We start from the raw sequence: 26,084 nt of genomic DNA on the forward strand, positions 1-26,084 counted from the left end.
ACCTGAAGGTGACGGGCTATTCGTCATTGCATCATTCGACGCTGTAAAAACTGCTCGATGGCAAGCGAGGCCATGCCGATCGCTGAAGCGTGGTCGCTCAATTTCGACGGGATGAGCTCGAACGAATGATCGGCTTGCGCATACACACGTGATGAGATCGCCGTGCGAATCATGTTGAGGACCATCGGATGCGACTCGATGACCCGACTTTGAATGATGATCGCTTTCGGATTATAGACGTTCAGTACCGTATTCAACCCGACCCCGACGTAAAAGCACCATTTTTGTAGTTCATTCAACACCGATGCCTCATTGGCCTGTAAACTTCGTTGGAGCGTATCGACCGTGTGCCCCGGCAAATACTTGTCCCATAGTACTTTTTCCGAGGCATACAACTCCCAACACCCGCGGTTGCCACACGTACATTTCGGTCCATTGTATTCAATCGACATATGCCCGAACTCGCCAGCGAACCCGTCCTCGCCTCGATACAGTTCCCCGTGTAAGATGATGCCCGTACCGACACCGGTCCCGAGACTAACGAAGACCATCTCTTCATGGTCTTTCCCTGCCCCGAACCGTCGTTCTCCGTAAGCCCCCGCATTGGCCTCGTTCTCTAAATTAACGGGTACATCATAACGGTTCTCTAAATCGTGCTTCAAACTCGTCACGTCAGGACGGAGGTTCGGGACAAAAATGACTTGTTGCTCGCGATTAATGAGTCCAGGCACCGAGACACCGATCCCAATGAGCCCGTATGGAGAGGACGGCATCTTACCAAGCAACACATCGATGGCAGCTCTCACTTTCGGTTCTGCCTCCTGGTCCGCCTCGGCCCACTCGGTCGTCAACGACTCCACGACGTTGCCTTTTAAATCGGTCAATACCGCATTGATCGCTTTCACGCCTAAATCGACTCCGATCGTGAATCCTGCCTGCTGGTTGAACACGAGCATGACCGGGCGACGCCCCCCGCTCGAATCGCCTTGTCCGATTTCAAAGATGAGTTCTTCGTTCAATAGAGCGCCAATTTGCGCAGATACCGTCGATTTGTTCAATCCCGTCACTTCTGACAGTTTTGCGCGTGAAATTGGATAACTACGAATGATTTCATTCAACAATACGGTTTTATTCATTTTTTTCACAAGCTGTTGATCAGCGGTCACATCTAATTTTGCCAATGACTTTGTCTCCCCTTTATACGAAGTGATGTCTCATCCATCGTTTAACTTTCGTTCCATTCCGTTTACTCTCTAATTCATTATACAAAAACTGCAAAAATATAGTTGAGAATTCGAGCCTCATTTTGTATGATAAGGATAGTTAGTTTATCCGTCAAACAAACTAACTTATTTTTTAACCCGATATTGTAAGCGTTACCAATTCCAAGGAGGGCAAAACGTGATGAAACAAAATCAGAACACGCTATACCTCATGACCATCACACTCGTCGCGACATTAGGTGGCTTGTTGTTCGGTTATGATACTGCTGTCATCTCAGGCGCAGAGAAATCATTGGAGAAGTATTTTATTGACGGGCTGAATTTAAGTTCGCTCGTACACGGGGCGACCACTTCCTCGGCATTGATCGGTTGTATCATCGGGGGGATCATCTCCGGTATATTCGCAAGCCGATTTGGTCGTAAAAAATCATTGATTTTCGCGGCCACTCTTTTCTTCTTGTCCGCACTGGGATCGGCTTATCCCGAAGTCCTCTTCTTTACGAAAGGCGAACCGACGATTGCCCTTCTACTTACGTTCAACTTGTATCGCATCATCGGCGGAATCGGCGTCGGACTTGCCTCGGCCATCACGCCGATGTATATCAGTGAGGTCGCGCCAGCTGCGATTCGAGGACGGCTCGTGTCGCTAAACCAATTTGCCATCATCCTCGGAATGCTCGTCGTCTACTTCGTCAACTGGTCGATCACAAGTGGACAAACGGTCGCCTGGATCGATGACATCGGTTGGCGGTATATGTTTGCCTCTGAAGCCATTCCGGCCCTCCTTTTCGGTTCGCTCTTATTGATCGTTCCGGAAACACCACGGTATTTGGCGCTCCAAGGCGAGGAAGAAAAAGCACTCCACATCCTCAGTCGAATCAATGGCAAAGAACGTGCCGAAGCAATCATGCAAGACATCAAATCGTCTGTCAGTCATTCTTCAGCCAAGCTGTTCACTTACGGAAAACTGGTCATCACCATCGGGATTCTCTTATCGGTGTTCCAACAATTTGTCGGCATCAACGTCGCATTGTACTATGCCCCACGAATCTTTGAAAGTATGGGTGCCGCGAAAGATGCTTCCATGATGCAGACCGTCGTCATGGGGCTCGTCAACGTCGTCTTCACCATCGTCGCCATCTTATTTGTCGATAAAGTCGGTCGAAAACCACTGCTCATCATCGGTTCGGTCGGCATGGCAATCGGGATGTTCGGTGTCGCTTCGATGGCCTACACGAATGCAATCGGAATCGGTACACTCATCTTCATCATCATCTACACAGCCTCATTCATGATGTCATGGGGACCGATTTGTTGGGTACTCATTTCGGAGATCTTCCCAAATAAAATTCGAGGGCAAGCGGTCGCAATCGCCGTCGCCGCTCAATGGACCGCCAACTACTTCATTTCATCGACCTATCCGATGATGATGGAATTTAGTGGCACGATGACATACGGATTTTACGGGGTGATGAGCGTATTGTCCGCCTTGTTCGTCTGGAAGCTCGTACCGGAGACGAAAGGCAAAACGCTCGAAGAGATGGAGACGTTATGGAGCAGCAAACAAGCTGTCTCAAAAGACGTATCCGCCTCATAACGATAAAAAGACAGCGGTTCTCTCATTGAAGAGCCGCTGTCTTTTCTGATTTAGGAGATGACGTCTTCCCCGGTCTGTTCGATATGCCCTTCTCCCCAGGCGCACATCGCATCCAAAATCGGTTGGAGCGACCAGCCGTAGTCGGACAGGGAATAGACGACTTTCGGCGGGACTTGCTCATACACCGTGCGGATGATGACACCGTCCGCCTCGAGCTCGCGCAACTGTTGCGTGAGCATTTTTTGCGTGATGTTCGGCATGAGCTTTTTCAATTCGCTCGTCCGCCGTTCCCATTTAATCAAATGACACATGATGACGACTTTCCACTTGCCGCCGATGACGTCGAGCGTCGCCTCGACCGGGATGTTGTATGGCATGATGGTTCCTCCTTATAGACCGGGATAGGTACTTTTCGGTGCCTATCGTACTTGAAAGTGCGTACTTCCCAATTAAATTCGATGGACTTATGATAGCAACTGTAGCTCAGTTATACAAGTTCATCTCACCAGTAACCGCTTCTTGAGACAGTAAGGATCTTTTTCGACCGTACTGGACAATAGAGAAGATTGAGATGCTCGGGCTGCCTCGAGATGAAGGGCCCTCGTCTCAACAAACATTCTTAGGAGGAACTACACATGAATCAACCGTACACCCAGCCCGTCGACGAACAGGCACCGAAAAACGGAGGGCTGGCCTTGCTCGCCCTCGCCATCAGCGCCTTCGGCATCGGGACGACCGAGTTCGTCCCGGTCGGCCTGCTCGCATCCATCGCCAGCGACTTGAATATCGGCATCACGCTCGCCGGTCTTATCATCTCCGGTTATGCCATCGGCGTCGCCGTCGGTGCGCCGATCTTGACGGCACTCACGAACCGGATGAATCGCAAGACGTTACTCATGGCACTCATGGTCGTCTTTATCGGCGGAAATTTGGTCTCCGCCTTATCGACCAGTTTTGAACTGCTGATTGCTGCCCGATTTATCACCGCGTTCGCACACGGTGTCTTCTTCTCCATCGGGGCGACGATCGCCGTACAGATCGTGCCACCGCATAAAAAAGCGAGTGCCATCGCACTCATGTTCACCGGCTTGACGGTCGCGACCGTGACCGGCGTCCCGCTCGGCACGTTCATCGGGCAAGCGTTCGGATGGCGCGCCACGTTCTTCGCCGTCGCCGCACTCGGGATCGTATCGATCATCGCCAGCTTCTTCTTGATTCCGAAAGATTTGAAACAGTCACCACCAGCGAAGTTCTCCGATATGAAGAAATTGCTCACGAACGGCCGAATCATGCTCGGCTTCTTGATCACCGCACTCGGTTACGGCGGAACGTTCGTCGCCTTCACGTACTTGACGCCAATCATGCAGGACGTGACGAACATCAGTCCGAGCTTGATTAGTATCGTCCTACTCGTCTACGGGATCGCCGTCGCCATCGGCAACTGGGCAGGCGGAAAATTCGCCAATGAAGATCCGGCCAAGGCGTTGTTCTATATGTTCATCGTCCACGCCGCTGTCATGATCGTCATGTCGTTCATGATCCCGTTCAAAGTCGCGGGACTCATCGCCATCGTCTTGATGGGACTGCTCGCCTTTATGAACGTACCTGGCCTTCAACTATATATCGTACAGTTGGCAGAGAAGTATGTACCGGCCGCGGTCGATGTCGCGTCGGCGCTCAACATCGCCGCCTTCAATATCGGTATCGCGCTCGGTGCGACCATCGGTGGGATTGTCGCGGACTCGATCGGTCTCGTGCATACGCCTTGGGTTGGTGGCATCATGGTCATCATCGCTGTCATCTTGACCGCCGTCTCACGTCGTTTGGAAGCGAACTAAGGAGGACACCATGTTCAACAATCATGTCAGCTACAATCGGATGTATCGGGAGGGCGAGCTCACGCTCGGCCTCCACATCCCGTTAGAAAATTTCAAGATGCGCACCCCGACGCTCGAACGTCAAGTCGAGCTCGCCCAACGAGCAGACGACTATGGCTTCACGGCGCTCTGGCTCCGAGATGTCTTGCTGAAAGACCCGAACTTCTTGGACCCGGCCGTCGGACAGATTTATGACATGCTCATCTATGGGACACACTTGCTCGGTCAGACGAAGCGCATCGCCCTCGGCACGTCCGCCCTCGTCTTGCCGCTCCGGCGACCGTCGGGCCGACTTCAAAGGACTCGGGGTCGACCATGCGACACGGGGCGAGCAGTTCAAAGAATCGCTCCGTGTCATGGAACAGGCGCTCTACCACAACTATCCGACCATCGATTCGTCGTACGGCGAGGTCCATGAGGCGACGCTCGTGCCCCGTCCGAAAAAACGCATCCCGACGATGATCACCGGGTTCGCGCAGCAGGACATGGACTGGCTCGGGCAACACGGGGACGGGTGGATGTATTATCCGCAGGCCCCATTTGCCCAACAGCAAGTGCTGAGCGATTGGCGCGAGTCAGGTCAGACGCATGGAAAAGAGTTCCGCCCGTTCTCGATGCCGATGCATCTCGATTTGGCGCATGACGCGGACGAGCTTCCGACTCCGATCCGGCTCGGCTTCCGTGTCGGTCGCAATCAATTGATCAAACTGCTCGAAGCGTATCGGTCCATCGGCGTCAATCATCTGTTCTTCGCCTTGTTCGACGGGCAACGTCCGGCCGACGAGGTCATCGAGGAGCTCGGGGAATATGTGCTCCCCCATTTCCCACCGCTTTCGTAGAATTCAGGTATTCAAAAGGACGACTACCCCTCGTGGAAGTCGTCCTTTTACGTGACAGGGAATGATTCTTTTACGCATATGTAGATGCTAGTTTCATCTACCATCCTCCGTGCTCACTCGCATTTATGTCACTATTTTTCTACTTGTCAGTTCGCTACACTCATTTGTAAAGGCTCTCCCGTCGACATCGGAATGCCTTCTTCCCATAGTTCAATCGGGAGCGAGACGATGGCGTTATGCTCACGCGGTGCGGTGAGTTTTCGCTTCGTGTTCAGGTCCAACATCCCCCAGCATTCTCCATCCACGATGAATGCGACTTTAGATGAATCGTCGTCCCAGGCAAATCCGACTTCTTCACACGCTTCAATCGGCGGTGCGATTTGGTCGTAAATCCAAAGCGCGTCCGCGACACCTTCCATCTCCCCTGAAGAATTCAGTGGACAAAAATAAACGTACCCCGTATCCCCATCATCCTCAAATACACAGACGTAGCGTTCATTTGGCGAGACCGACTCAATCACAAACGTTTCTTCTTCATTCATGTTCAGTTCCCCTTTCCATTTTTACGTGAACGATAGGAAAGCCAAGTCATGGCGACTTGGCTTTTAAGTTTAGTTCACTTTATTCTCGAGCTGTTGCAACTTCGTCGAGTAATATTCGATGATGTCGCGGCGCCGGATGATACCGATGAAATACTTCCCGTCATCGACGACCGGCACGAAGTTTTGATCCGTGATCGCATCGACGAGCTCCTCGATTTGAGCCGTGATGGCGACCGGTTTATACCGTACGCGTTGCTTGATGTCTTTCAGGCGTGTCCGGAGCACTTTTTCGTAGTCTTCTTCCCCGCGAAGCTGTTCAGCGAGTGCCCAGAGCAAATCCCCTTCCGTCATCGTCCCGGCGTAAAAACCGTTCTCGGATACGAGCGGCACCGAGGTGAAGCGATGATGTTTCATCTTCTCGAGCGCTTGACGCACCGTCGATTCCGGGTCTAAATATTTGACGTCTTCTTTCGGATATAAAAAGAAAGCGATATTCATGTACAATCTCTCCTCAATCTAAAAATCCACCTCTCCATTGTACCATGTATTAAGGTCTAGTCAGCACAAATTGACCATCTAAATGTCATCCGTTCTAGCAAAAGGAGGCTTATTTCTTTTTTCTTGTGAAGCGTTTCCAGACGAGCTATTCGAATTGTGTGAGAACACAAAAACAGGCACGGTCCCGAGCGGCTTTTCCATAGCCATCCTTGACCGTGGTACGAACACCAACGACTCTATGTCAAAACCTCGACATACAGCAAACTTGTTCAATCTCAACTCGAACAAAGTGCTTCATTTTAGCTATACCCGTGTACAAGTCGTTCTAGCCTCAAAATCCGTAACAAACATGCTACAGATGACCATCAAAAAAAGCCTAGGAATCTTCCTAGGCTTGGCACACAGTCAAATAAATCCGAGCAACGTCTTGTTGAACTTGTCCATCTCGTCGAGGACGGTACCGTGACCGCTCTCCTCGAACCGCTCGATGCGGGCGTTCGGGATGCCTTTTTCCATCTCGAGCGCGAACTCGAACGGACAAATCTTGTCATGTACGCCATGGATGATGAGCGTCTCGACGTTGACTTTCGGTAAGTCCTCGCGCAAATCCTCATCACGGAGCGCTTTCGCCGAAGCGATCGTCCCGTGGCTCGACGCGACGAGCGACAGATGATGGAACCAGTTTTGCATCGGTTTCGAATGTTCTTTCTCGAAGAAAATCTCGCCGAACCCTTCGAGCATCTTCGGACGGTCTTTTAGTGTATCCTCGATCAACGCGTCGACCTCGGCTTGCGTCATCCCGTACGGATAGTCCGGACGTTGCGTGAACACTGGTGCCGCTGCGCCTGAGAGGACTAGTTTCTTCAACCCGTCATCCGGGAAATCGACGGCATAGCGGATGGCGATGGCCCCGCCCATCGAGAAGCCGACGAGCGTGAAATCTTTGATGCCAAGCCCATCAACGACCATGTGCACGTCCGACGCCATCGTCGCATAGTCATAACCTGTCGCCGGTGCATCCGACTTGCCGTAGCCACGATAGTCGATCCCGACGTAGCGATAGCCTGCTTCGAGCAATGCATTCTTTTGATACTCGAACATGTTGTTGTTCGCCGGCCAGCCGTGCAAGAAGACGACGGCATCGCCTGTCCCGACGTCTTCCACGTAAATACTCGTTCCGTCATGTGCGGTAATATAATTCCCCATTGGTCAAAACCCCCAGTTGGATTGTTGAGCGGCATGCTTGTTTGCCCACAACCCAACTTTTCCCGTTTGACCGAAGTGGAAACCTATCAACTGTCGCGCCAGAGCGATTCGCCTTTCAAGACATGCTCAATCGCCGCCGCTCCTTCGCGTAATACGGACGTCCGCCACGACTCGTCTTCCGGATAAAACATCGCCATGAACTCTTTTCGAATCCCATTCCGTGCTTCGGGATCTTTCGTCCCTTCAAAGTAGAGCCGGTTCTCGAGGATGATTGTCAAGAACTCGCGAATCGTCGCTTTCGTCGACGTCCCGAATGTCCCGAACTCGAACAACGCCGAGACGAGCCGTTTGTCCGGGTGATGCGTGTCGCGCACATAGTAGAAGTGGTTCGTCGAGTCCCCGAGGACATCGGTCGGGTCATACGTCTGGATGTTCTTCAACCCGTAAGTCCGCTTCAACTCGTCGACGTCACGCCCGTCGCGCTCACTGATGACCATCGTCACTTCGTTCGTCGGACCGAGCGCCGTATGCCAATCCATATGGACGACGCGGTCATAGCGATCGAGCAGGTCATGTTGAATCTCCTTCAAAAAGATGGCGGACGGCTCATCCGACTCGCCGCCATAATAGACGCCTTTCGGGAACTGATATTGTCCCATCCCTTTCGCCTCGGTCATCGCCTCGAAGCCGTCGAGCTTGATACCAGAACCGAGGAACGAGTAGATATGTTCGCGCGATTCATGGTAGTCATCGATGACGCCGTCCGGGACGAACAAGTGCCGCATGACTTCATACTCTTTATTGACGTTACGCGGGAGTGATTCCCGGTCGATGACGTAGTTCCGGTTCAAGTCAACGTTATGTTCATTGACGCGGCGGAAATGCTTCATCCCCCACGGATTGACCGCATGGATGAGACAGATCCCTGTCGACTCGTGCCGAAGGTTTTCGAGTTGCGTCTCGATGAACTGATGCGTCACAGCGGCACCGGCATACCCTTCGATGCCGTGCTCGCCGATTGTCATGAGGAGCACCGCCTCGCGTGACCCCGCCGGCTCACCGATGATCAAGTCGATCGTGTCCTCGCCGATCGAGTGGGACATCACGCGGGCCGTCGGATAATAGGTTTTAACGTTGTCGAGTAAGGCGAGAAACTTCTCACGCGACTCTTCGTATGATGATGAAAAATAATGACTCATGGTGATTCCCTCCATTCTTGTCTTCTGTACCCCATTCCCATTCCAGACCAGACTAAAAACGCCTCCCTGACGGAGACGTTTTCTAAATTTAGTGGGCCCCGGCTTTCGTCCCACGGTTTTGACGCCGGAACTCGAACAAGTAGACGAGCGGAGCGAGCAGAACGGCGCCGAACACCCAATACGCGCCCGGGCTCACAAACAACATCTCGAACGCCCGAAAAAACCAGGCGACGAGCGAGAAGCCGACGACGAGTTCGGCCGTCCAAATGACACTACGACGAACAGCGAGCGTGAGCGTGTTCGTTTTTTGGAAGAGGGCCGCAAGAAAGGCGATCAAAAAGGCCGGGAAGCTACTGAGCCAAAGCATTCGGTTCATCGTGGACTCGGCAAAATACGTGTTGCCGAGTGATACCGTGATCACATAATGCGCAACGAGCACCAATAAGACGACAATCCAACCCATGAGGACGTCACGTTCCCATTTTTTCATCATTTTCCCTCCGTTCCACACAATAGAGCTACCCTTATATTTACCCGTTTTGCGAACGCTTCGGACAATTCTGCGTCAAAAAAGACGCGTCCCATAAGGAACACGCCAGATTATTTGTCCATCAAGTGACGGGCCCATTCGGTCGCCCGCTCGAGCTCTCCTTCTTTAAGTGGTCCTTCTTTATCAAGGACGATGAACGATTCTTTCAGGACCGGTTCCGCTCCTTTTTCGAGCAGTAACTGCTCCATGCGGGTCGAGGCGTGACCGAACCATTTGACGATTTTCCCGACGAAAAAGCCTTGATCTTCTTCGGCCATACTCGTATCGAAGGCTGCAGCTCGCGTACCACGCAGCGCATGGTCCGACAAGCCATCGAGAAACGTCTTCACGTCCTCGGTCTCGCGCCCTCCGTGAGTCGGCGAACCAACGATGAACAAATCAAGGTTGGCGAGGTCGCCGTATCCGACGTGGCTGATCTGCATGATGTCGACGCGGTGTAAGTCGCTGAATCCGTCCTTGATGGCATATGCGACTTTTTCGGTACACCCGTACATCGAGTCAAAGATGATGAGGATTTTCATACAATCTCCCTCCATTGTGCGAAAGCTCTACGTATCTATATATGACTCTTCCCTTAATGAACGAGGCCTCATCATGGATTCAGTTAATTTTTATGTCTTTTCTTCAATCGTGTAGACACAAAAAGGACAGCACCAATCCCAAACACCGCATACGCAACCTTATCCAGATGGTCACGCATGCTGAACGGGGCGTCATGCCGATACTCGGCCCGCTTCCACCCAGACCCATCCTCGACCGCGAGCACGTCCTCCATCGCTTCCCCGTTCACTTTCCGATACGTTGTCCCAACCGGATACATGTTCGAGGCATCCCCGTAATAGCTGCCATCCATATCGTCAGCCATCGTCTTCACCTCGCCGACGACGTCACCCAAGTCAGCCTCCAATACTGCGACGTCCATCACTTCATACACCCGTCCGTCCAACACGACGAACGCATACGCCCAAGATAAGGCTTGAGCTGACATTGAAACCGATAGGAACAGCAGCACCAATCCGATGACGCGCCTCATCGAATCGCCCACACGAACGTCGCCGAGTCGCTCAAGTCGATCTCGTCCGGCTCAAGTTCCGGCATCGCAGCCTCCGAGAAGAGCACCTCGTCATGGAGCGTGAGACGCGTCGGCGAATAAAGATGAAGCTCACCCCACGTGTAATCGATTTGAAGCAAGTCACCGAGCGTCGCCCCGGCCCCTTTCGCCAACAGTTCGGCCCGATGACGCGCGTTCGCCGCCGCGCTCGCGAGCAGTTCGTCTTGAATCGAGTCCGCGTCCTTGATTGTGAACGAGATGGACAGCTTCGGCTCGGCTAGCGAGTTGCTGACATGTTCGATGACCGCTGACAGTTGTTTCGTATCGAGCGGAAACTCGAGCTTCGTCTTCTGCTGACAGACATAGCCTCGGAACCGCGATTTATAATTGCCTTGTTTGTCCCGATAGCTCTCATAGTCGGTGTCGATCGAGAAGTCGGTCGTCTTTAAATCCGTCTTCGCAAAGCCGGCCTGTTCAATCGCTTTTTGCAGACTTGTGACGGCGATTGCCGCCCCGTTCATCGTCTCCTCATAGCGGACGGCTCTTGACGACAAATCCATTCTCACGACAATCAAGTCAGGTTTGGCCGATACTTTTCCTGTTCCTTTGACAGTGATTGTACGATCCATATGATGTCCTCCTTCTGATTTTAAGAAATGCCGAACTCACCTACCCGAAACCTAATTTCGAGCAAGTTTTCCTTCATCTCAAAGCTTCCTTGCTTCTTCACCCACTGTATTATTTTCTTTGTGATCACTTTGAGTTAGCCTTCCCTTCAATCATGTCTTTCCTGTCAATGACACGACGAGCCCGATGAGATAGCCGAATGCAGCACCTGCCGCGATTCCGTAAACCAATTCAAATCCAAATAGGAGCGAACTGATGATGCCAATCCCAGCTCCAAACACCAGTCCGAGTCCTACACCCGACGCTCGCCAATTCTGCTCTGTCATCGTAGTCCCCCCTCTCCTATATCCCTTCCCGTTAACGGAACCGTTCCATCATGAACGCCTCTATGTCATCAAGTGTTTCAGCGCCACGTAGCGACGGATAGGCATCTCGACTGAAGACGAGGCCTTCGTTCGTGTTCAAGAACATGTACCGCTCACCGTCCGGAAATCCGTAATCACTCACATCCATCACTTGAAGCGTGGCCCCGTTTTGTGACCAGATGTGGGAAGCATCATGCCGTCTCGGCATAAAAATCCCTTCCATACCGAGGCGAAGTTCAGAGATGACGTCCGCATCCGACTGAAGCACTTCAGAACCGACACCGGCAACGGTAAGTACTTTCATCTCACTCCCAGGCTCAACCTCACCTCGATAGACGTCTGTCACGCCAATCGTCACGATCGACTGATATTCCTCTTGTCCGTTGAAGTCGAGCTCGATGTGGTCAATCTGCTTCACGACGCCTCTCACCACGGTGGGATTCCATTTCGAGAACAGCTCGTCTTCACTCATCTCGGCAAGGTTTGCCGACGACATCCCGACATCAATCTCCCCTTCATCGATATAAGCGACCGACATATTGCTCGAGTTGTCCGACAGGGGAATCAATTCTTTAAAACCGTCCCATGTCAAGGCGAAGAGTGTGATAGCGACTGCTGCCACAAGACCACCCATCCAACGCCAATGTCTCCGTTTCTTTACCTCGACTTTCATCGATTCCTCGACAAAACGGTCATCGACGTCCCCCATCAAACGTGTGAGCCGATCTCCGTTCATAGCGCCACCCCTTCCGCTTCGAGCATTTGTTTCAAGTCATTACGGGTCCGAAGCAGCACCATCTTGACCTTGCTCTCGCTCACCTGGCGCATCTTCGCGATGTCTTTGATCGACTGAAAGTGAAAGTAACGCCCCATAAAGATCTGCCGGGTCTCTTGCGGCAACTGGGCCAAAAAGTCGTTCAACAACTCGATGACTTCTGAATCGGTCGCGACGGAGGAGGCGAGACAGTGCTCGAGCTCACTGACGATGAGCGGGACTTGTCCCGCTCCACGCTTCTTGGCGTTCGCCTTCTCATACTTATGGAGCGAGACGTTACGCACAAGCTTCGCCAAATAGGCGGCGAGTCGTGCTGGACGTGTCGGCGGAATCGCTTGCCACGCCTTCATGTACGTATCATTGACGCACTCGTCCGCGTCCTCTCGGCTATTCAAAATATTATAGGAAATCGTATGACAATAGCCGCCGTACTTTTGGGCCGTCGCCTCAATCGCCCGTTCGGAACGTTGCCAATACAAATCGATAATCGCTTGATCGTCCAATCGAATCCCCCTCTCGATGTACTTACATCTTTATAGACCGGAAATGAAGTCCATCGGTCACAACTTCTGTAAAAGTTTTTTGGAGCGGCTCTTCACGGCCGGACTCCCTGTCTCGAGCTGTGTCTCGAGCAAGACTTTCAGTTCGTCCCGGAATCGTGGATGCATGGCGCTCAAGTCGAAAATCGTCTGCAGAGCGTTGACGATGACGATGTTGCTCGTCTCCATATCAATCCAATCGTTGAGCACATGAACGATGTCGGCCGCCTCGTCTTCCGTCCACATCAGCCGTGGCATGAGTTGCGCCAAATGCCACCTCACTTCTTGTTGAGTGGCACGATGTAACTGTTGGAATAAGGACGCCTGATGCGCTTGAAGCAACTTTGGATGACGGCGTGTCACTTTCTCCATCGCGTCTGCGCTCCGCATCCGAACGACGGGACGGTCATCGGTTAGGCCGGTCATCAATTCGCTGAATCGGTCCGGGTCGTTCCCGACGTAGGCGACGACCTCATCGACGTGGCCGACCGAGCGCAAATCCCCGCTACTCAATACTTCTCGGATGTCCATTCTCCCACCTCTTTCTTCTCTCTCATTTTACAAAAAAAGGGACTCAGTTAGACACTGAATCCCGATACATCTATTTTTTGAGTGACTGTGCGCCAATCATCAATTGTTCTCTTGCTTCAACCGGTCGATGATATTATCCGACTTCACTTTCGAAATCGCGTACACCATCGAAGAACCGACGATCAGGAAGATTACGACCGTGACGAACAAGATATCGCCCCACGGCAACGTGAACGGTGCTTCGAACGTGTTGATTTGCGCCCGGTAAATCAGGTACATGATCAGAACACTGACCGGCACCCCATACGCCAATGCTTTCATGCCGTAGAAGATGCTCTCATAGTACACCATCTTGTTGAACCCTTTCGGTGTCATCCCGACCGACCGTAGCATCGCGAATTCGCGGCGTCGGAGCGAGACGCTCGTCGAGATTGTGTTGAAGATGTTCGCCACCGAGATGAGTGAAATCAAGACGATGAACCCATATACGAAAATCGATAACAGCAACAAGACTTGCTCTTGTTGTTCACGCTGCTCCGACACGTTGAAAATGTATTGGTCCATATTTTGTTCCGCCTCAATCACTTGTTGCGTCGCCTCAGGATTACTCGTGTTCAAGGCGATTGATGGACTTGATTGTTTCATCAATTGACCAATCGCATCCTCTTCAAACGTCCCTTCCCGAACGATCACATCAAGCCATCCAAGTGAGCTCGTCATCACACCGGTCGGGGGGACGTCGGTCATGGCGCCGATTTTGATTGTTTTGAGCGGTGCCGTCTCGTCCGTTGCGTTCTCGTCCCGGAGTTCAAGCGTATCGCCGATTTCGGTCTCAATCGTCTTCGAGTTCACAAATTTCTTCTTGTCGACGTCTTGATACGAAATTTCATCAATCAAGACGGCACCCGGCATCTCCCCGTCTTCAAAATTGCTGGCGGCTGCCCCGATTTGCTTCAAGTACGCATCGAAACTTTGATCATCTAATTGATAGAGGGAGACGTAATACATGAATTTTCCATCGACAAACGTGGACGCCAAGTTCTCGTTCTCGATGACCGCGCTCGGTAACCGTGCTTCGTCGACCATCGTCTGGACGGTCGTGTTCTCGAAGTACGTCCCGCTCGTCACATGGTCTAACGTCTCATAGCGCTGTAAGTCATCTTTACTGAGATTCGACCCGTTCACGAGAATATCGAACTCATACGTGCCTTGTGACATCTCGAGTGACTGTTCGAGTCGATCCGTGAAGTAACTGACGACTAAAAAGAGCACGATACTGATGACGAGCGAGAACACCGTCGCCAAATACCGTTTCCGGTTGCGTTTTGTGTTTTTCAGCCCAATCTCCGCTTCCAAACCGAAGATGCGGCGCACGAGCTTTGACGTCTTTACGTTCTTCGACGTCAGTCGAACATCTTGGGTTTGACGAATCGCGTCAATCGCAGAAATTTTTGAAGCACGGCGCGCCGGAAGATAACACGAGATGAAAATCGTCACGCTCGAAATCAAAATCGTCAACAGGAGCGTGATTGGTGTGACGACGACCTCAAACTTCTCCGTCACGTTGAGCGCCTTTTCCGCGAACGCGTTGATGAATAGGAACGTGACCCCGATCCCGGTCACCCCGGCGATGATGCCGATCGGGATGCTAATCCCTCCGATAATCAATCCTTCAAAAAAGACCGAATTCCGCTTTTGACGTTTCGTCGCCCCGACACTCGCGAGCATCCCGAGATAACGGGAACGCTCGGATACGCTGATGGCGAACGCGTTATAGATGAGCGAAATCGAACCGATGACGATGACCGTCATGATGATCCCGACGAAACCATACAACGTCTTACGCAATCCGCCGTCGTCCGTCACCCCGTAATAGCGAAGCAAAGAGGAGTTATAGGCGACCCCTTCAATTTTCTGTTCGTTCATCACTCGTTCCGTATCCGAGTAAATCGAGTTATCGACATCGTTCAAGGCAACGAACGTATCGACGGTCGCACCGTTCAACGCTTTGTCGTCAATGTATCCGACGACCGTATACCCTGGCGACCAAGTCGGCTCCCAGGCCGGGCGCGTCATTGTGCCGACGACGGTCAACGTTACCGTATCTTCGACCTTCAACTGTTCAAGCATTGTCTCCCCTTCGCGGATCAATCCATCGTTTTGGGTCAACACCCGACCGGACGACTCGTCCACGCGCTCACCGACATCAAGCGTCAATTGATCACCGATGTTGTACGTGACTTGCGCATTTTGACGGATGGCCTCGGAAATGACGACTTCGCCTTCTTTGTTCGGCAAACGCCCGTCCGTCAAGTCGATGGGAAAGTTTTTCAGCCCCGACGTGTTATAGTTCCGGACGTATAAGTACGGTTTATACGCATTCTGCGATTCCTTTAATTCCGCATAGCCGTCACTTGATAGGATGACGTCCTTCGTCGATGCATCATTTCGAATCGCCTCGACCTGCTCCTCATTCGTGTTGATGTATTGGACGTGCCATTCCCCATTGTCCGCGATGTCTTGACGGATCATCAAGTCCAGGAACGATGAACCCAGTGTCGTCACGGCCGTGATCATCGCCACCGAGATGATGACCCCGATGATGGTGACGAGCGAGCGCCGCTTGTTTTCACGCAAGTGGCGAAGCGTCATTTTATTGATGATGTTCATGAGCGGACGACCTCGTTCTTCGCAATCTTCCCATCCTCGATCGAGATGATCCGGTCGGCCTGCAAGGCGATTCGTTCGTCATGCGTGATGATGATCAGCGTCTGATTGAACTTTTTGTTGAACAGTTTCAGGAGGCTCATGATTTCTTCACTATTTTGACTGTCCAAGTTCCCCGTCGGCTCATCGGCCAAGATGATGGCCGGGTTGCTGATGAGCGCCCGACCGATGGAGACGCGTTGTTGCTGCCCGCCAGACAGTTGGTTCGGCAGATGCGTCAACCGGTTCGATAGCCCGAGGATTCCGATGATGCGCTCCAAATGGGCGGCGTCAACTTTTTGCTCGTCCAACAACATCGGCAACGTAATGTTCTCCTCGACCGTCAAAATCGGGATCAAGTTGTAAAACTGATAAATCAAACCGATTTGACGGCGGCGGAAGATGGCGAGCTGCGTCTCGTCCAATTTATAAATATCCGTGTTGTCGATCAACACGTGTCCACTCGTCGGGACATCGACGCCGCCGAGCAAATGTAACAACGTCGACTTCCCCGAGCCCGACGGTCCGACGATACAGACGAACTCACCTTTTTTCACGGTGAACGACACGTCATCGAGCGCCCGCACTTCCATCTCGTCTTTCCCGTATACTTTCGATAAGTGTTGTACTTCTAATATATTCATAGTTGCACCCTCCAGTACTTGATCTACTTTGAGTGTACCGAGCGAGTGTGACACGTCCGTGACTCGAAAGTGACTGTTTCGTCACTTAGACGATGGCTTTGTAGAATCGAATTTGAAACGCAGTTCCAGCTCCGCGTTCACTGCGTACGGTCAGTTCACCTTGTTGGCTCGTGATGATGCTATGGGCCATGGCGAGGCCGATACCGACGCTGTCGTCCCCCGCATTCATGCCTTTATAAAAACGTTGGAAAATGTACGGGACGTCTTGTTTGGCGATGCCGCTCCCCGTGTCGCGAATGACGATTTCCGTATACAGGGTGTTCTCGCTAAATTCGATGAACAGCTCCCCTTGTTCCGGTGTATGCTCGATGCAATTCTTCAAGATGTTGATGAGCGCCTCGGTCGTCCACTTCATATCGCCTTCGAACACGACGTCACGCTCACCCGTAATCTGGAGCCGTTGCATTTTAATATCAATCGGCACGAGCATCGGTTTCGTCACGGCTTGAACGAGTGCGGGGACGGACACCGGTTCCCGTTTGAACTGAATCGTCCCGGCATCGATTTTAGACAGCTTGAGCAGTGACGAGACGAGCCACTCCATCCGCTCGAGCTGCACCTGCACGTTATGCGTGAACTCTTGACGCTTGTCATCCGACAGCCGCGGGTCACTGATTAAATCCGCCATGACGGTCATCGATGTGAGCGGGGTCTTCAGCTGATGGGAAATGTCGGAGATGGCATCCGTCAACTTCTGCTTGTCCTCTTCGAGATGCGTCCCTTGTTCCGACAGCATCTTCGTCACTTTATAGATTTGGCTCTTCAATAGACTGAGCTCGCCTTCACGGTTGTCGCGGACGTCGAGTTTATAGTTGCCGTTGCTGATTTCTTGCAGGTAGCTCGACAGCTGATCGATCTCCCGATAGCGCCACGCCGTGAACCGATATGTCACAATCAAGAACGCGACCGATAAAAGGAGGACGAGAATGACGGCCTCCATCGATAGGAGCAAAGCTGCGACGATAGAAGCCATCCCAATCAGCAGCAACAGACTGATTAAATAGATACGGATTTCTCGATTGCGCAACATGTCAGCGTTCCACCTTATAGCCAATCCCGCGAACCGTCTTAATCAACGTCGGCCGCTGCGGGTCGTCTTCGAGTTTCTCGCGTAATCGTTTGATGTAGACGGTCAACGTATTGTCATTCACAAAGTCCCCGCCCATGTCCCAAATCTGGTCGAGCAGCTGGGCCCGTGACAACACTTGGCCCGTATGTTTCCCGAAGATGAGTAAGAGGCGATATTCAAGTGCCGTTAATAAAATCTCGATTCCATCCTTTTTGACTTTCGCGTCTTGCGTATTGATTTCAATTGATCCGATTGTCAAAATGGGCGAGCTGGCTTGTTTATTGTAGCGGCGCAACACCGAGTGAATCCGTGAGATGAGTTCACGGACCCGGAACGGTTTCGTGATGTAGTCGTCCGCCCCCATATCGAGTCCCATGACGACGTTCACTTCATCATCGAACGCCGTCAAAAAAATGACGGGCGTATCCTGTTGTTGCTTCACGAGCCGACACAAGTCATAGCCGCTCCCGTCCGGCAACGACAAATCGAATAGACACAGGTCGATCGTATGTAACTGTTGTTCAATCAAACGTGTCGCGTCGGTCGCGTTCTGGCACAACGTCGTCGTGAATTGTTCTTGTTCGAGCGAATATTGGAGACCGGAGGCGATTGTCCGGTCGTCTTCAACGATTAAAATGTGCATCTGATTCCCTCCTGACTCTTCTCTTCATAATATAGCAGTCTTTTTCAAGTGAGGAGACAAAACAAAAAACCGAACGAGACATCTCGTTCGGAATGGCCAGACGTCGTTTGCGCTCGGATTAGGATATTGTCACACGAAGGCACTCCGGTCGTTCGAACCCATCTGTACCTAAAAAACTTAGCGCATCAATCGTTAACGCATCGAGCGTGATGGATTGAACGTTCGGTTCCGTCTGTTCATCGACCCACACTTTCCAAATCTCAACTTCCTTCGCCGTCTTCAAGTGGTCGGTTATATACTCGACGAGCTGTTCGGCTCTCACATCGGAATAACGCCAACGCAACTCCACGACGTGTGGTTTTTCCGAGTACGCCTCGACGTTCGCCACGTCATAATATAGGTCTCGCTTAATTTCGATTTCATCAAGCTGCTCTTCTAACTCGACGTTCATCAAAATCTTTTCATCACGGTCAAGGTCTTCGTCGTCTGTGAGCATCTCAGGCAAGATGACACCTTTTTTGATTGCTTCATTGATGGATAAGAACTTGATATACGGATTTTCGACTTCTTTCAGTGGGTAATCGCTCGTTATAAATTGGAATTCACTCATGTAAAAACCTCCTGATCTTTGATATCCTGCTCGTTATCGCTTCATCGCACGAATGGAAATGAGGAGTCCAATCCAATATCCAATGATTGAACCGATGACAATACCATACATGGACGGAAAATCGAGTAAGACAGAGATGAGTAGTCCGCCCGCCGTTCCAAACGCAAGACCAAGACCGACCGCTGATTCACGCCATTCGTTCATGTTTACCCTCCCCTTCCACCCACTTCATACGAAGCAGCCCGCCCAAACGTTTCATCGCCCATCTACTATTTTTCATATAAAAAAGGGACCCAGTATACACTGAATCCCGGTAAAACATTATTCGACTGTCGATGCTGCCTCGGCAAGCGCAGCTTCTTCTTTATGATAGTTCTCGACGAACGCATCAAGGTGCGCCCGCACTTCGTCTGTCGATTTCGTGTCCATCAGTTTCACACGGAGGTCGCTCGCCCCACGGAATCCTTTCACGTAAATCTTGAAGAAGCGGTGCAAGTTTGAAATCGAACGCGGCACTTCTTCTTGGAACTTATCTTGCAAATCGAGTTGGAGACGAAGCAAGTCGAGGTACTCTTCCATCGAGTGCTCACGCGGCTCTTTCTCGAACGCGAACGGGTTCTTGAAAATCCCGCGGCCGATCATGACGCCGTCGACGCCATATTTCTCGACGAGTTCTAACCCCATTTGACGGTCGAGGATATCGCCGTTGATCGTGATGAGCGTATCCGGTGCGATCTCGTCACGCAGTTTGACGATATCCGGAATCATCTCCCAGTGCGCATCGACTTTACTCATCTCGTTGCGTGTGCGCAAGTGAATCGACAAGTTGGCGATGTCTTGCTTCAAGAGATGCGTCAACCAGTCGCGCCACTCATCGAGCTTCGCGAATCCGAGACGTGTCTTAACGCTGACGGGGATTCCGCCGGCTTTCGCCGCTTGGATGAGTTCCGCTGCGACGTCAGGACGGAGGATGAGTCCGCTCCCTTTTCCGCGTTTAGCCACGTTCGGGACTGGGCAACCCATGTTGATGTCGAGGCCTTTATAGCCCATCTCCGCCATGCCGATGCTCATCTCGCGGAAGTAGTCCGGGTTGTCACCCCAAATGTGGGCGACCATCGGCTGTTCGTCCTCCGTGAACGTCAAGCGTCCACGCAAGCTGCCTTTCCCTTCTGGATGGCAATAGCTGTCCGAGTTGGCGAACTCGGTGAAGAACACGTCTGGTCGGCCGGCATGGGCGACGACGTGGCGGAAGACGACATCGGTCACGTCTTCCATCGGGGCAAGTATAAAGAATGGACGCGGAAGGTCGCGCCAGAAGTTTTCTTTCATCGTAAAATCAGTTCCTTTCATCCATACAGTCCAACAAAATCACTCATCTATTCTATTATGTCTGTCGGATTGTATCAACTGTTTCACCACACCGTTCGATATAATAAAGGAACAATGACAATGAAATGAGGAGTAGGAATGATAATATGGATTAACGGTGCATTCGGTTCGGGTAAAACAACATGTGCCAAGATACTCGAAAAACAGTTGCCAAACGCGTTTCTGTATGACTCCGAACAGGCCGGCTTTTTCATTCGGGACCAATTACCGAAGAGCCTCCAACAGCCTGATTTTCAGCATCATCCGGAATGGCGTGAGTTCAACTATCAGATGTTGTTGAAGATTGCCACATCCTTTGATGGGGTCATCCTTGTTCCGATGACACTGGTGAACGCAACGTATTTAGATGAGATTATAGGTCGTCTGCAACGGGACGGCATCGATGTACGACATCTAATCCTCGAAGCAAATCGACAGACTCTTGTAAAACGCTTGAATAAACGATTCGAATGGTTCAACTCCTGGGGGAAATCTCAAATCGACCGCTGCCAATTCGCATTCGAATCTGAAATCCATGCAGAAAAAATTATAACGGATTATCAATCAAAACAAGACGTCGCGAGAGCAGTCGCTCAGCATGTAGGACTTAGGCTTTCTTCAAAGTGATTCAGATTCATATATTTCTTCCACGGGTTCGTCTTCCCATTGGATGACGAGGTCGCTTGCATGGGAGAGATTCAACTCCACCGTCTCACATGTCGTATCGGTCAACCACATGCAGCGGAATAACAGCTGGCGATAACCATACAACTCATCGACAATCTCGAAACGTCCACGTTTTACAAAGTGGCTCAACTGTTCAATCGGACCCACAGTATAAGTCGATTCATCAAATCGTGTAAGTGAAGAAGAATCTCGATCTACGTTCGAAATCGTGACGATGGCACGTACTCTCCAAACCGCTTCATTCTTGAACAAATCACGGATTCCATCTGCAAATACGAGACGTATCGTCGAACCCATCACGGTCGCTTCCGTGATGACAGCGTCATGTAAGGAAATCGGGACGCTTCGGTTTCGAATCGTATATATCATTCTACAACCATGATTGTTTTCAGAAACGACTAAACGGCTTGAGCCCTGTCGAATATAGGGCTCAAGCCGCCTAGGCTAGTTTTCATTATTTGCCCTGTCTACTTGACGGGGAGCAGTTCAGAATCAATCGAAGGCATGATAAATTGATCTTATTCTACTTTCTTCATCACGCAAGTCTCTACATGCGAAGTCACATTAGTTTTATACAAATTATCAAATCAAAGTTCACAAAAGGTTTAATTGACTGCCTCCCCCAGTTCTTGATTAAATATAGTCTATTTATTAGATTAATCAAACTATCAGTTTTCCAAATACTGAATATATTCCTCGTACCATCCTGTATCCCAACCTAGTTCTTCACATAAAGCATAAAGCTCTTCCTCATCATTTATTGAATTTTCCGTTATAATATCATGTGTACTTTTGTTGACTACATGTCCATTAAAAATATTATCCATCAAGTTGGGATATACGCTACAGCTTCTAATATGAGAAAACTCGCTTGTTTTTTCAATTAATGGTTTATTTGTTAATTCATCGTATTTTATGTTAAATTTCTTAATACGCGCCTTTTTAAGTTTTTTTACACAATTTTTTATACTTTCATAGTACTCTGCTCTCAACAATTTTGCAGTGTCTGAATCTCTTATTGCTGAATACATATGATAAGAATATCTTAAATTCTTTTCCTTACCTGTCCCACCAGCATTTTGTAATCTTGAATCTATAAAAGGAATTATTGCGAATCCTCTAATATAAGTAACCCCACCATCTTTAAACTTATTCGATTTTTCTATTTGTTGAACATAATACTTAGCATTATCTTTTGTTGTCCGTAATATCGAATGTAGATGTGTGTCTACAATCCATAAATTACCCCCTTTATCAACTACACAGGAATTATCCCACGCGTCTTTAATTTCTTTTACAACTCTTTTATTTTCTATATACTCGTCATTTGGCGAAATATACTCAATATCTTTAGCAAATGAATGTATAGGGTTTAAATAGTTGCCGCTCATTTAATCATCTCCTTATACATTTCATTTAACTCAGCCGTCGCTTTTCCCGCTTGAGGATGCATACAAACATCAGGATGTATTACTTTTAAAATCTCATTTCTCCATTTATCAGAAACCTGCTTCTTGCTATAATGAATTCTATTAACCCCAAGTTTTTTTAATCTCTGTTTTCCATCCATCTCAAGAAGTATATAGATATATTTTTCAGCATTACCTTTAAAATATAAATCATCATAAAAGCTGTCTTTCAGCTCGTTACCTGAAATAGAATTAAACAGATTCTTCAAACTTTGAATACTACTAAACAAATCTTCCCAACTTCTTGTTTTCACCTTAATATTATCACCCAAAATATTATTCACTTGCTTTCTTACATCAATTATATTTCCAAATGTTTTAAGTTCATCTACAGATTTCACATTAAATATTTTCACAATAATCGCTCCCTAACTTTTATTTTAATCACCTTGAAATAGTTATGTCCCTGTTATAAAATCATCTTATTTTAACAATAGAAAATTAAAATACCCATTTTTTTATAATCGAATTTTTTATAACCGAATCAAAATTATCCTTATATTTTGACTTGTCATATAAATCACTGTCAGTGGAATATAGAACTCTCTTATGTGTACTGTTTTTCTTACTTGAATATCACTCTAAATTAAGAACGCATATATCTTAAATAACTTCTTTATGTTCCTCTAACATCTTGAATACTTCACCACTATATATACCATCAAATTCGCAATGACGATTTTCCAACGATGTTTAAAAATGCGCGATATCCGTTCTTACCAATACTTATGTTATACCAATTTTTTCTGATTTTCTCGAACCAATATCTTTATTTATTCCCATCTCTTCACAATAACTCACAAAGCTGGCCCAAAACTCTATTTGTAATTCTGAAATTGAAGCTGGACCTTCACTAATTTCACAAGAATGCGTCGATCATTCATTGGATGCTTCGTATATATATACTCTTAAGTCTTCTAATTCTTCGAACTTATTGATCGCGACTGCATTTCCTTTCATCAGTTCCATGGCTCGCTCGTCAAACGTCTGTATTTTCTCAGAAACGATAGCAAAATCACCACAATGCAAATGAGCAACTACATCCGGTAGTTCCAAATCATCATAAATTTTTCTGTCCTCTTTATAGATGCGAAGGCTTGAATGGTACGTTTCATCAAAAGAAGTGGAAAGCATCAAAGACACTTCATTCTGTATTTTTGTCGCAGCTGCGAACATAGCGATTTCATTTTTCTTGTTGCATGCTGAACGTACTTTATTTGTATATGCAAAAACTCCAGGATAATAACCCTTGAATACCTCTTGAAACGGTTCTCTTTCCCCGAGTCGTTTTTGTTCGGCCAACAATAATTCCCTCATCTCTTCCTTTAGCCTCAGCGCAGTTTCTTCAATTTCATGCAAATTCTCAGAAGTTGATATTATTGTCCAAATCGATTCCAATAGTTTTTCAGGTCTAATTTCAAAGGATTGAAGTTTTTCGTCGTTCGCCCACCACACTCGGTTGAAGTAGGTTTGATTTATGAGAGCCAGACAATCTACGGATATATCAATAAACTCTAATACGGCCATCCTGATCGAAGTGACATCGTTCTCTTACATTCTCAACGAGTACTTCTGTCAACAGCGGTTTAAAATTGGTTCTTGCTCACTTTTGATGAAGCCCGTCTTCGGGAATTAGTTCACTAAAAGGATTGAAGGGATCAATCATGTTAAACGAGTTTCTTCCAGAACTAGAAGTGGTCGAGGTGAACCGTCGTGATGAAACATATCAGTTCATTTGTCATGGAAAAAAGTCGTGCGCACCCTGTCCCCATTGCACTAAAAGCTCACATCGTGTCCATAGCCGATACATCAGGACATTGTACGATGAGCGTGTGTTCGGATTTGATGTGCAGCTACGGATTCAGGCAAGACGTTTCTTTTGCGACGAACCAAGCTGTCCCTCAAGCATCTTTACGGAGAGATTTCCTTCCCTGTGTCGACCACACTCCCGCAGAACAGTCCGTTTAGAACGTGGGCTACTGAGGCTCTTAAGTGGAATGAGTGCGATCGGGCTGGAACGTATCTTGAACAATATCAGCGATAGTACGCTACTCCGACTGTTGAAACGCTCACAACATCATCGGAAAACGCCTGACCCTCGCGTGGTCGGCATTGATGATTGGGCCTGGAGAAAACGAAAAAAGTACGGGACAATCATCTGTGATCTAGAGACACGACGCCCGATCGCCTTACTTCCTTCTCGGGATGTCAAAACCGTCTGTGCTTGGATTCGTTCGCATCCCACCATCCAGGTGGTGGCACGTGACGGGTCCATGGAGTTTCGGGAGGCCATCCGTTTGGCCGATTAGACGATTCAACAGGTGAGTGACCGATGGCACTTGTTTCATAACTTAGGAAAGAAAATTGAAGACATCTTGAAGCGACGTCTTCCATATAGCGAAAAAATCCTTCTCGAATCGGATGGCCTTAACGCCGAACGTGAACTGACAGACGCTGAAAGAAGAAAATGGACGCTTATTCTCGCAGTACAACAGGATGCGAGACAGGGTGTTCCGATTTCCGAGTTGATTAGACGTCACCATATCGACCCAAAGACGTGCCGTAGATACCTACAGATGACAGAGCCACCAAGAATCAGTCGGTCACATCGACGACACAGCGCAGACATCTACAAGGGAGACATCGTCAGATGGATCCGTCAAGGTAGGACGACCGAATGGATGTACCGGACGTTGAAACGGAAAGGATATCTCCGTGGAATCAGTACGTTTCGACCTTATGTGGCAAGATTGAAAAAAGCAGTCCCACACGAGATTAACATCAATCGACGAATCATCCAGAAAGTCCTCTGGGAGGACGAGCCTTCTAACAAACCACTTCTCATAAAGATACTGGACATCCATCCTTTCTTGAAGGTATTGAACGAGCTCGTCCGTTCGTTCAAAAATCTTTTCAGCGAAGCGACGTCTGAACAAGATATCTTATGGTGGTGTGAACAGGCGCAAAGGGCGAACGAAGCCCCACTAGCCTCTTTCGCAACCTATATACGAGGGGACATCGACGCTATCCGGCTCGGGATGACGCTGCCCTGGTCGAACGGCATGGTCGAGGGACAGGTCAACCGACTGAAGACGATCAAACGCCAGATGTATGGTCGGGCGGGATTGGAGCTGTTGCGCATCAAAATATTGAATGTCACTTGAGGCTCGTTGTTCTACTGAAATATAAATCGATGTCTACATAACCACAGGGATGAGGCGTTTCACCAAAAGTGAGGAAGAACCATTTTAACAGCGTTGATTACATACTTCTGCAACTTTAAAAACGTCAACCACTTATATTCACCCCTTTTCAACCATTGAAATCAGATTCATTTTGTAACATTATGGATTATCATCTATAAATAATGGTGAATTAAGGATAAGTAAAACGCAAGGTGAAAATCTTT

General features: G+C 49.3%; 30 protein-coding genes and 2 pseudogenes. 7 read left to right on the plus strand and 25 right to left on the minus strand.

The genetic code is table 11. The annotated features are described in order from the left end of the window. Positions 1 to 23: 23 nt before the first annotated feature. On the minus strand, positions 24 to 1,136 hold the full coding sequence (locus KNP79_RS09085; protein WP_215192077.1) for an ROK family transcriptional regulator: 1,113 nt from the start codon (positions 1,134 to 1,136) through the stop codon (positions 24 to 26). Between the two features lie 268 nt (positions 1,137 to 1,404). Here KNP79_RS09085 and xylE point away from each other — a divergent pair, with 268 nt between their 5' ends. Beyond that, complete coding sequence (gene xylE, locus KNP79_RS09090) at positions 1,405 to 2,820, plus strand: D-xylose transporter XylE (protein ID WP_215190387.1); 1,416 nt, start codon at positions 1,405 to 1,407, stop codon at positions 2,818 to 2,820. A 50-nt stretch (positions 2,821 to 2,870) separates the two neighbouring features. On the opposite strand, the gene KNP79_RS09095 is transcribed toward xylE, so the two are convergent. Next, positions 2,871 to 3,200 carry a winged helix-turn-helix transcriptional regulator gene (locus KNP79_RS09095; RefSeq protein WP_215192227.1) on the minus strand — a complete coding sequence of 110 codons (330 nt, stop codon included), beginning with the start codon at positions 3,198 to 3,200 and terminating at the stop codon, positions 2,871 to 2,873. Positions 3,201 to 3,455: 255 nt separating this feature from the next. Between KNP79_RS09095 and KNP79_RS09100 the strand changes: the two genes are divergently transcribed. Beyond that, positions 3,456 to 4,658, plus strand: a complete 1,203-nt coding sequence (locus KNP79_RS09100; protein ID WP_215192079.1) for an MFS transporter — start codon at positions 3,456 to 3,458, stop codon at positions 4,656 to 4,658. A 10-nt stretch (positions 4,659 to 4,668) separates the two neighbouring features. After that, a pseudogene (locus KNP79_RS09105) lies at positions 4,669 to 5,536 on the plus strand (LLM class flavin-dependent oxidoreductase). A 146-nt stretch (positions 5,537 to 5,682) separates the two neighbouring features. Here KNP79_RS09105 and KNP79_RS09110 read toward each other — a convergent pair. The 19 genes from KNP79_RS09110 to KNP79_RS09200 all read right to left on the minus strand — a co-directional run bounded on the left by KNP79_RS09110 (position 5,683) and on the right by KNP79_RS09200 (position 20,501). Continuing rightward, positions 5,683 to 6,078, minus strand: coding sequence for a DUF2251 domain-containing protein (locus KNP79_RS09110; RefSeq protein ID WP_215189840.1), 396 nt, complete (start codon positions 6,076 to 6,078; stop codon positions 5,683 to 5,685). Positions 6,079 to 6,147: 69 nt separating this feature from the next. Next, positions 6,148 to 6,576 carry a CBS domain-containing protein gene (locus KNP79_RS09115; protein ID WP_021066516.1) on the minus strand — a complete coding sequence of 143 codons (429 nt, stop codon included), beginning with the start codon at positions 6,574 to 6,576 and terminating at the stop codon, positions 6,148 to 6,150. 405 nt (positions 6,577 to 6,981) lie between these two features. Further along, positions 6,982 to 7,782 carry an alpha/beta fold hydrolase gene (locus tag KNP79_RS09120; protein WP_131472910.1) on the minus strand — a complete coding sequence of 267 codons (801 nt, stop codon included), beginning with the start codon at positions 7,780 to 7,782 and terminating at the stop codon, positions 6,982 to 6,984. An 86-nt stretch (positions 7,783 to 7,868) separates the two neighbouring features. After that, positions 7,869 to 8,981 (minus strand): M14 family metallopeptidase, encoded by a 1,113-nt coding sequence (locus tag KNP79_RS09125; protein WP_215192081.1) that lies wholly within the window; start codon positions 8,979 to 8,981, stop codon positions 7,869 to 7,871. A gap of 88 nt (positions 8,982 to 9,069) precedes the next feature. Continuing rightward, on the minus strand, positions 9,070 to 9,471 hold the full coding sequence (locus KNP79_RS09130; RefSeq protein WP_214753945.1) for a hypothetical protein: 402 nt from the start codon (positions 9,469 to 9,471) through the stop codon (positions 9,070 to 9,072). 110 nt (positions 9,472 to 9,581) lie between these two features. Then, positions 9,582 to 10,052, minus strand: a complete 471-nt coding sequence (locus tag KNP79_RS09135) for a flavodoxin family protein (RefSeq protein ID WP_251132931.1) — start codon at positions 10,050 to 10,052, stop codon at positions 9,582 to 9,584. Positions 10,053 to 10,135: 83 nt separating this feature from the next. Beyond that, entirely contained in the window at positions 10,136 to 10,519 is a 384-nt protein-coding gene (locus KNP79_RS09140; RefSeq protein ID WP_251132932.1) for a hypothetical protein, read from the minus strand. A 41-nt stretch (positions 10,520 to 10,560) separates the two neighbouring features. Continuing rightward, entirely contained in the window at positions 10,561 to 11,211 is a 651-nt protein-coding gene (locus tag KNP79_RS09145; protein WP_215192087.1) for an SIMPL domain-containing protein, read from the minus strand. Between the two features lie 150 nt (positions 11,212 to 11,361). Next, positions 11,362 to 11,535 carry a hypothetical protein gene (locus KNP79_RS09150; RefSeq protein ID WP_215192088.1) on the minus strand — a complete coding sequence of 58 codons (174 nt, stop codon included), beginning with the start codon at positions 11,533 to 11,535 and terminating at the stop codon, positions 11,362 to 11,364. Between the two features lie 31 nt (positions 11,536 to 11,566). Then, positions 11,567 to 12,310 carry a hypothetical protein gene (locus KNP79_RS09155; RefSeq protein WP_215192090.1) on the minus strand — a complete coding sequence of 248 codons (744 nt, stop codon included), beginning with the start codon at positions 12,308 to 12,310 and terminating at the stop codon, positions 11,567 to 11,569. Continuing rightward, the gene (locus KNP79_RS09160; RefSeq protein ID WP_215192092.1) at positions 12,307 to 12,852 is read right to left on the minus strand and encodes an RNA polymerase sigma factor; all 546 of its coding nucleotides are present in this window, start codon (positions 12,850 to 12,852) and stop codon (positions 12,307 to 12,309) included. Before KNP79_RS09160 ends, KNP79_RS09155 begins: the two co-directional genes overlap by 4 nt. A 57-nt stretch (positions 12,853 to 12,909) precedes the next feature. Further along, a complete protein-coding gene (locus KNP79_RS09165) occupies positions 12,910 to 13,419 on the minus strand; it encodes a HEAT repeat domain-containing protein (RefSeq protein WP_215192094.1) in 510 nt (169 codons plus the stop codon). A 99-nt stretch (positions 13,420 to 13,518) separates the two neighbouring features. Then, the gene (locus KNP79_RS09170; RefSeq protein ID WP_215192096.1) at positions 13,519 to 16,089 is read right to left on the minus strand and encodes an ABC transporter permease; all 2,571 of its coding nucleotides are present in this window, start codon (positions 16,087 to 16,089) and stop codon (positions 13,519 to 13,521) included. Continuing rightward, positions 16,086 to 16,769, minus strand: coding sequence for an ABC transporter ATP-binding protein (locus KNP79_RS09175; protein ID WP_215192097.1), 684 nt, complete (start codon positions 16,767 to 16,769; stop codon positions 16,086 to 16,088). The genes KNP79_RS09170 and KNP79_RS09175 overlap by 4 nt, the downstream gene beginning before the upstream one ends. A gap of 85 nt (positions 16,770 to 16,854) precedes the next feature. Then, complete coding sequence (locus tag KNP79_RS09180) at positions 16,855 to 17,859, minus strand: sensor histidine kinase (RefSeq protein WP_215192099.1); 1,005 nt, start codon at positions 17,857 to 17,859, stop codon at positions 16,855 to 16,857. Between the two features lies 1 nt (position 17,860). Then, positions 17,861 to 18,541 (minus strand): response regulator transcription factor, encoded by a 681-nt coding sequence (locus KNP79_RS09185; protein WP_215192101.1) that lies wholly within the window; start codon positions 18,539 to 18,541, stop codon positions 17,861 to 17,863. Positions 18,542 to 18,659: 118 nt separating this feature from the next. Beyond that, positions 18,660 to 19,151, minus strand: coding sequence for a hypothetical protein (locus tag KNP79_RS09190; protein WP_215192103.1), 492 nt, complete (start codon positions 19,149 to 19,151; stop codon positions 18,660 to 18,662). A 33-nt stretch (positions 19,152 to 19,184) separates the two neighbouring features. Continuing rightward, on the minus strand, positions 19,185 to 19,355 hold the full coding sequence (locus KNP79_RS09195; RefSeq protein ID WP_214753973.1) for a hypothetical protein: 171 nt from the start codon (positions 19,353 to 19,355) through the stop codon (positions 19,185 to 19,187). 117 nt (positions 19,356 to 19,472) lie between these two features. Then, positions 19,473 to 20,501: a tRNA dihydrouridine synthase gene (locus KNP79_RS09200; RefSeq protein WP_215192106.1), complete on the minus strand. Its 1,029-nt coding sequence runs from the start codon at positions 20,499 to 20,501 to the stop codon at positions 19,473 to 19,475. Between the two features lie 117 nt (positions 20,502 to 20,618). Between KNP79_RS09200 and KNP79_RS09205 the strand changes: the two genes are divergently transcribed. Beyond that, positions 20,619 to 21,146 carry an AAA family ATPase gene (locus KNP79_RS09205; protein ID WP_214753977.1) on the plus strand — a complete coding sequence of 176 codons (528 nt, stop codon included), beginning with the start codon at positions 20,619 to 20,621 and terminating at the stop codon, positions 21,144 to 21,146. Here KNP79_RS09205 and KNP79_RS09210 read toward each other — a convergent pair. Beyond that, positions 21,138 to 21,575 (minus strand): hypothetical protein, encoded by a 438-nt coding sequence (locus KNP79_RS09210; protein ID WP_214753979.1) that lies wholly within the window; start codon positions 21,573 to 21,575, stop codon positions 21,138 to 21,140. The two genes, KNP79_RS09205 and KNP79_RS09210, sit on opposite strands and share 9 nt — an antisense overlap. On the opposite strand from KNP79_RS09210, the pseudogene KNP79_RS09215 reads away from it, so the two are divergent. Next, positions 21,560 to 21,649 (plus strand): annotated as a pseudogene (locus KNP79_RS09215) (IS3 family transposase); the annotation flags it as partial. The gene KNP79_RS09210 and the pseudogene KNP79_RS09215 overlap by 16 nt on opposite strands. Positions 21,650 to 21,874: 225 nt before the next feature. Here the strand turns inward: KNP79_RS09215 and KNP79_RS09220 are convergent. The 3 genes from KNP79_RS09220 to KNP79_RS09230 all read right to left on the minus strand — a co-directional run bounded on the left by KNP79_RS09220 (position 21,875) and on the right by KNP79_RS09230 (position 24,202). Then, on the minus strand, positions 21,875 to 22,597 hold the full coding sequence (locus KNP79_RS09220) for a hypothetical protein (RefSeq protein WP_214753981.1): 723 nt from the start codon (positions 22,595 to 22,597) through the stop codon (positions 21,875 to 21,877). Beyond that, entirely contained in the window at positions 22,594 to 23,031 is a 438-nt protein-coding gene (locus tag KNP79_RS09225; RefSeq protein ID WP_214753983.1) for a hypothetical protein, read from the minus strand. The genes KNP79_RS09220 and KNP79_RS09225 overlap by 4 nt, the downstream gene beginning before the upstream one ends. A 520-nt stretch (positions 23,032 to 23,551) precedes the next feature. Further along, positions 23,552 to 24,202: a hypothetical protein gene (locus KNP79_RS09230; protein WP_214753985.1), complete on the minus strand. Its 651-nt coding sequence runs from the start codon at positions 24,200 to 24,202 to the stop codon at positions 23,552 to 23,554. A gap of 137 nt (positions 24,203 to 24,339) precedes the next feature. Here KNP79_RS09230 and KNP79_RS15870 point away from each other — a divergent pair, with 137 nt between their 5' ends. Beyond that, the gene (locus KNP79_RS15870) at positions 24,340 to 24,984 is read left to right on the plus strand and encodes a transposase family protein (RefSeq protein ID WP_214753987.1); all 645 of its coding nucleotides are present in this window, start codon (positions 24,340 to 24,342) and stop codon (positions 24,982 to 24,984) included. Between the two features lie 432 nt (positions 24,985 to 25,416). After that, positions 25,417 to 25,839, plus strand: a complete 423-nt coding sequence (locus tag KNP79_RS09240; protein WP_215192108.1) for a transposase — start codon at positions 25,417 to 25,419, stop codon at positions 25,837 to 25,839. The last annotated feature ends 245 nt before the right edge of the window (positions 25,840 to 26,084 follow it).

This window comes from Exiguobacterium sp. s7, from assembly GCF_018618195.1.
In the GTDB taxonomy this organism is placed as follows: domain Bacteria; phylum Bacillota; class Bacilli; order Exiguobacteriales; family Exiguobacteriaceae; genus Exiguobacterium; species Exiguobacterium mexicanum_A.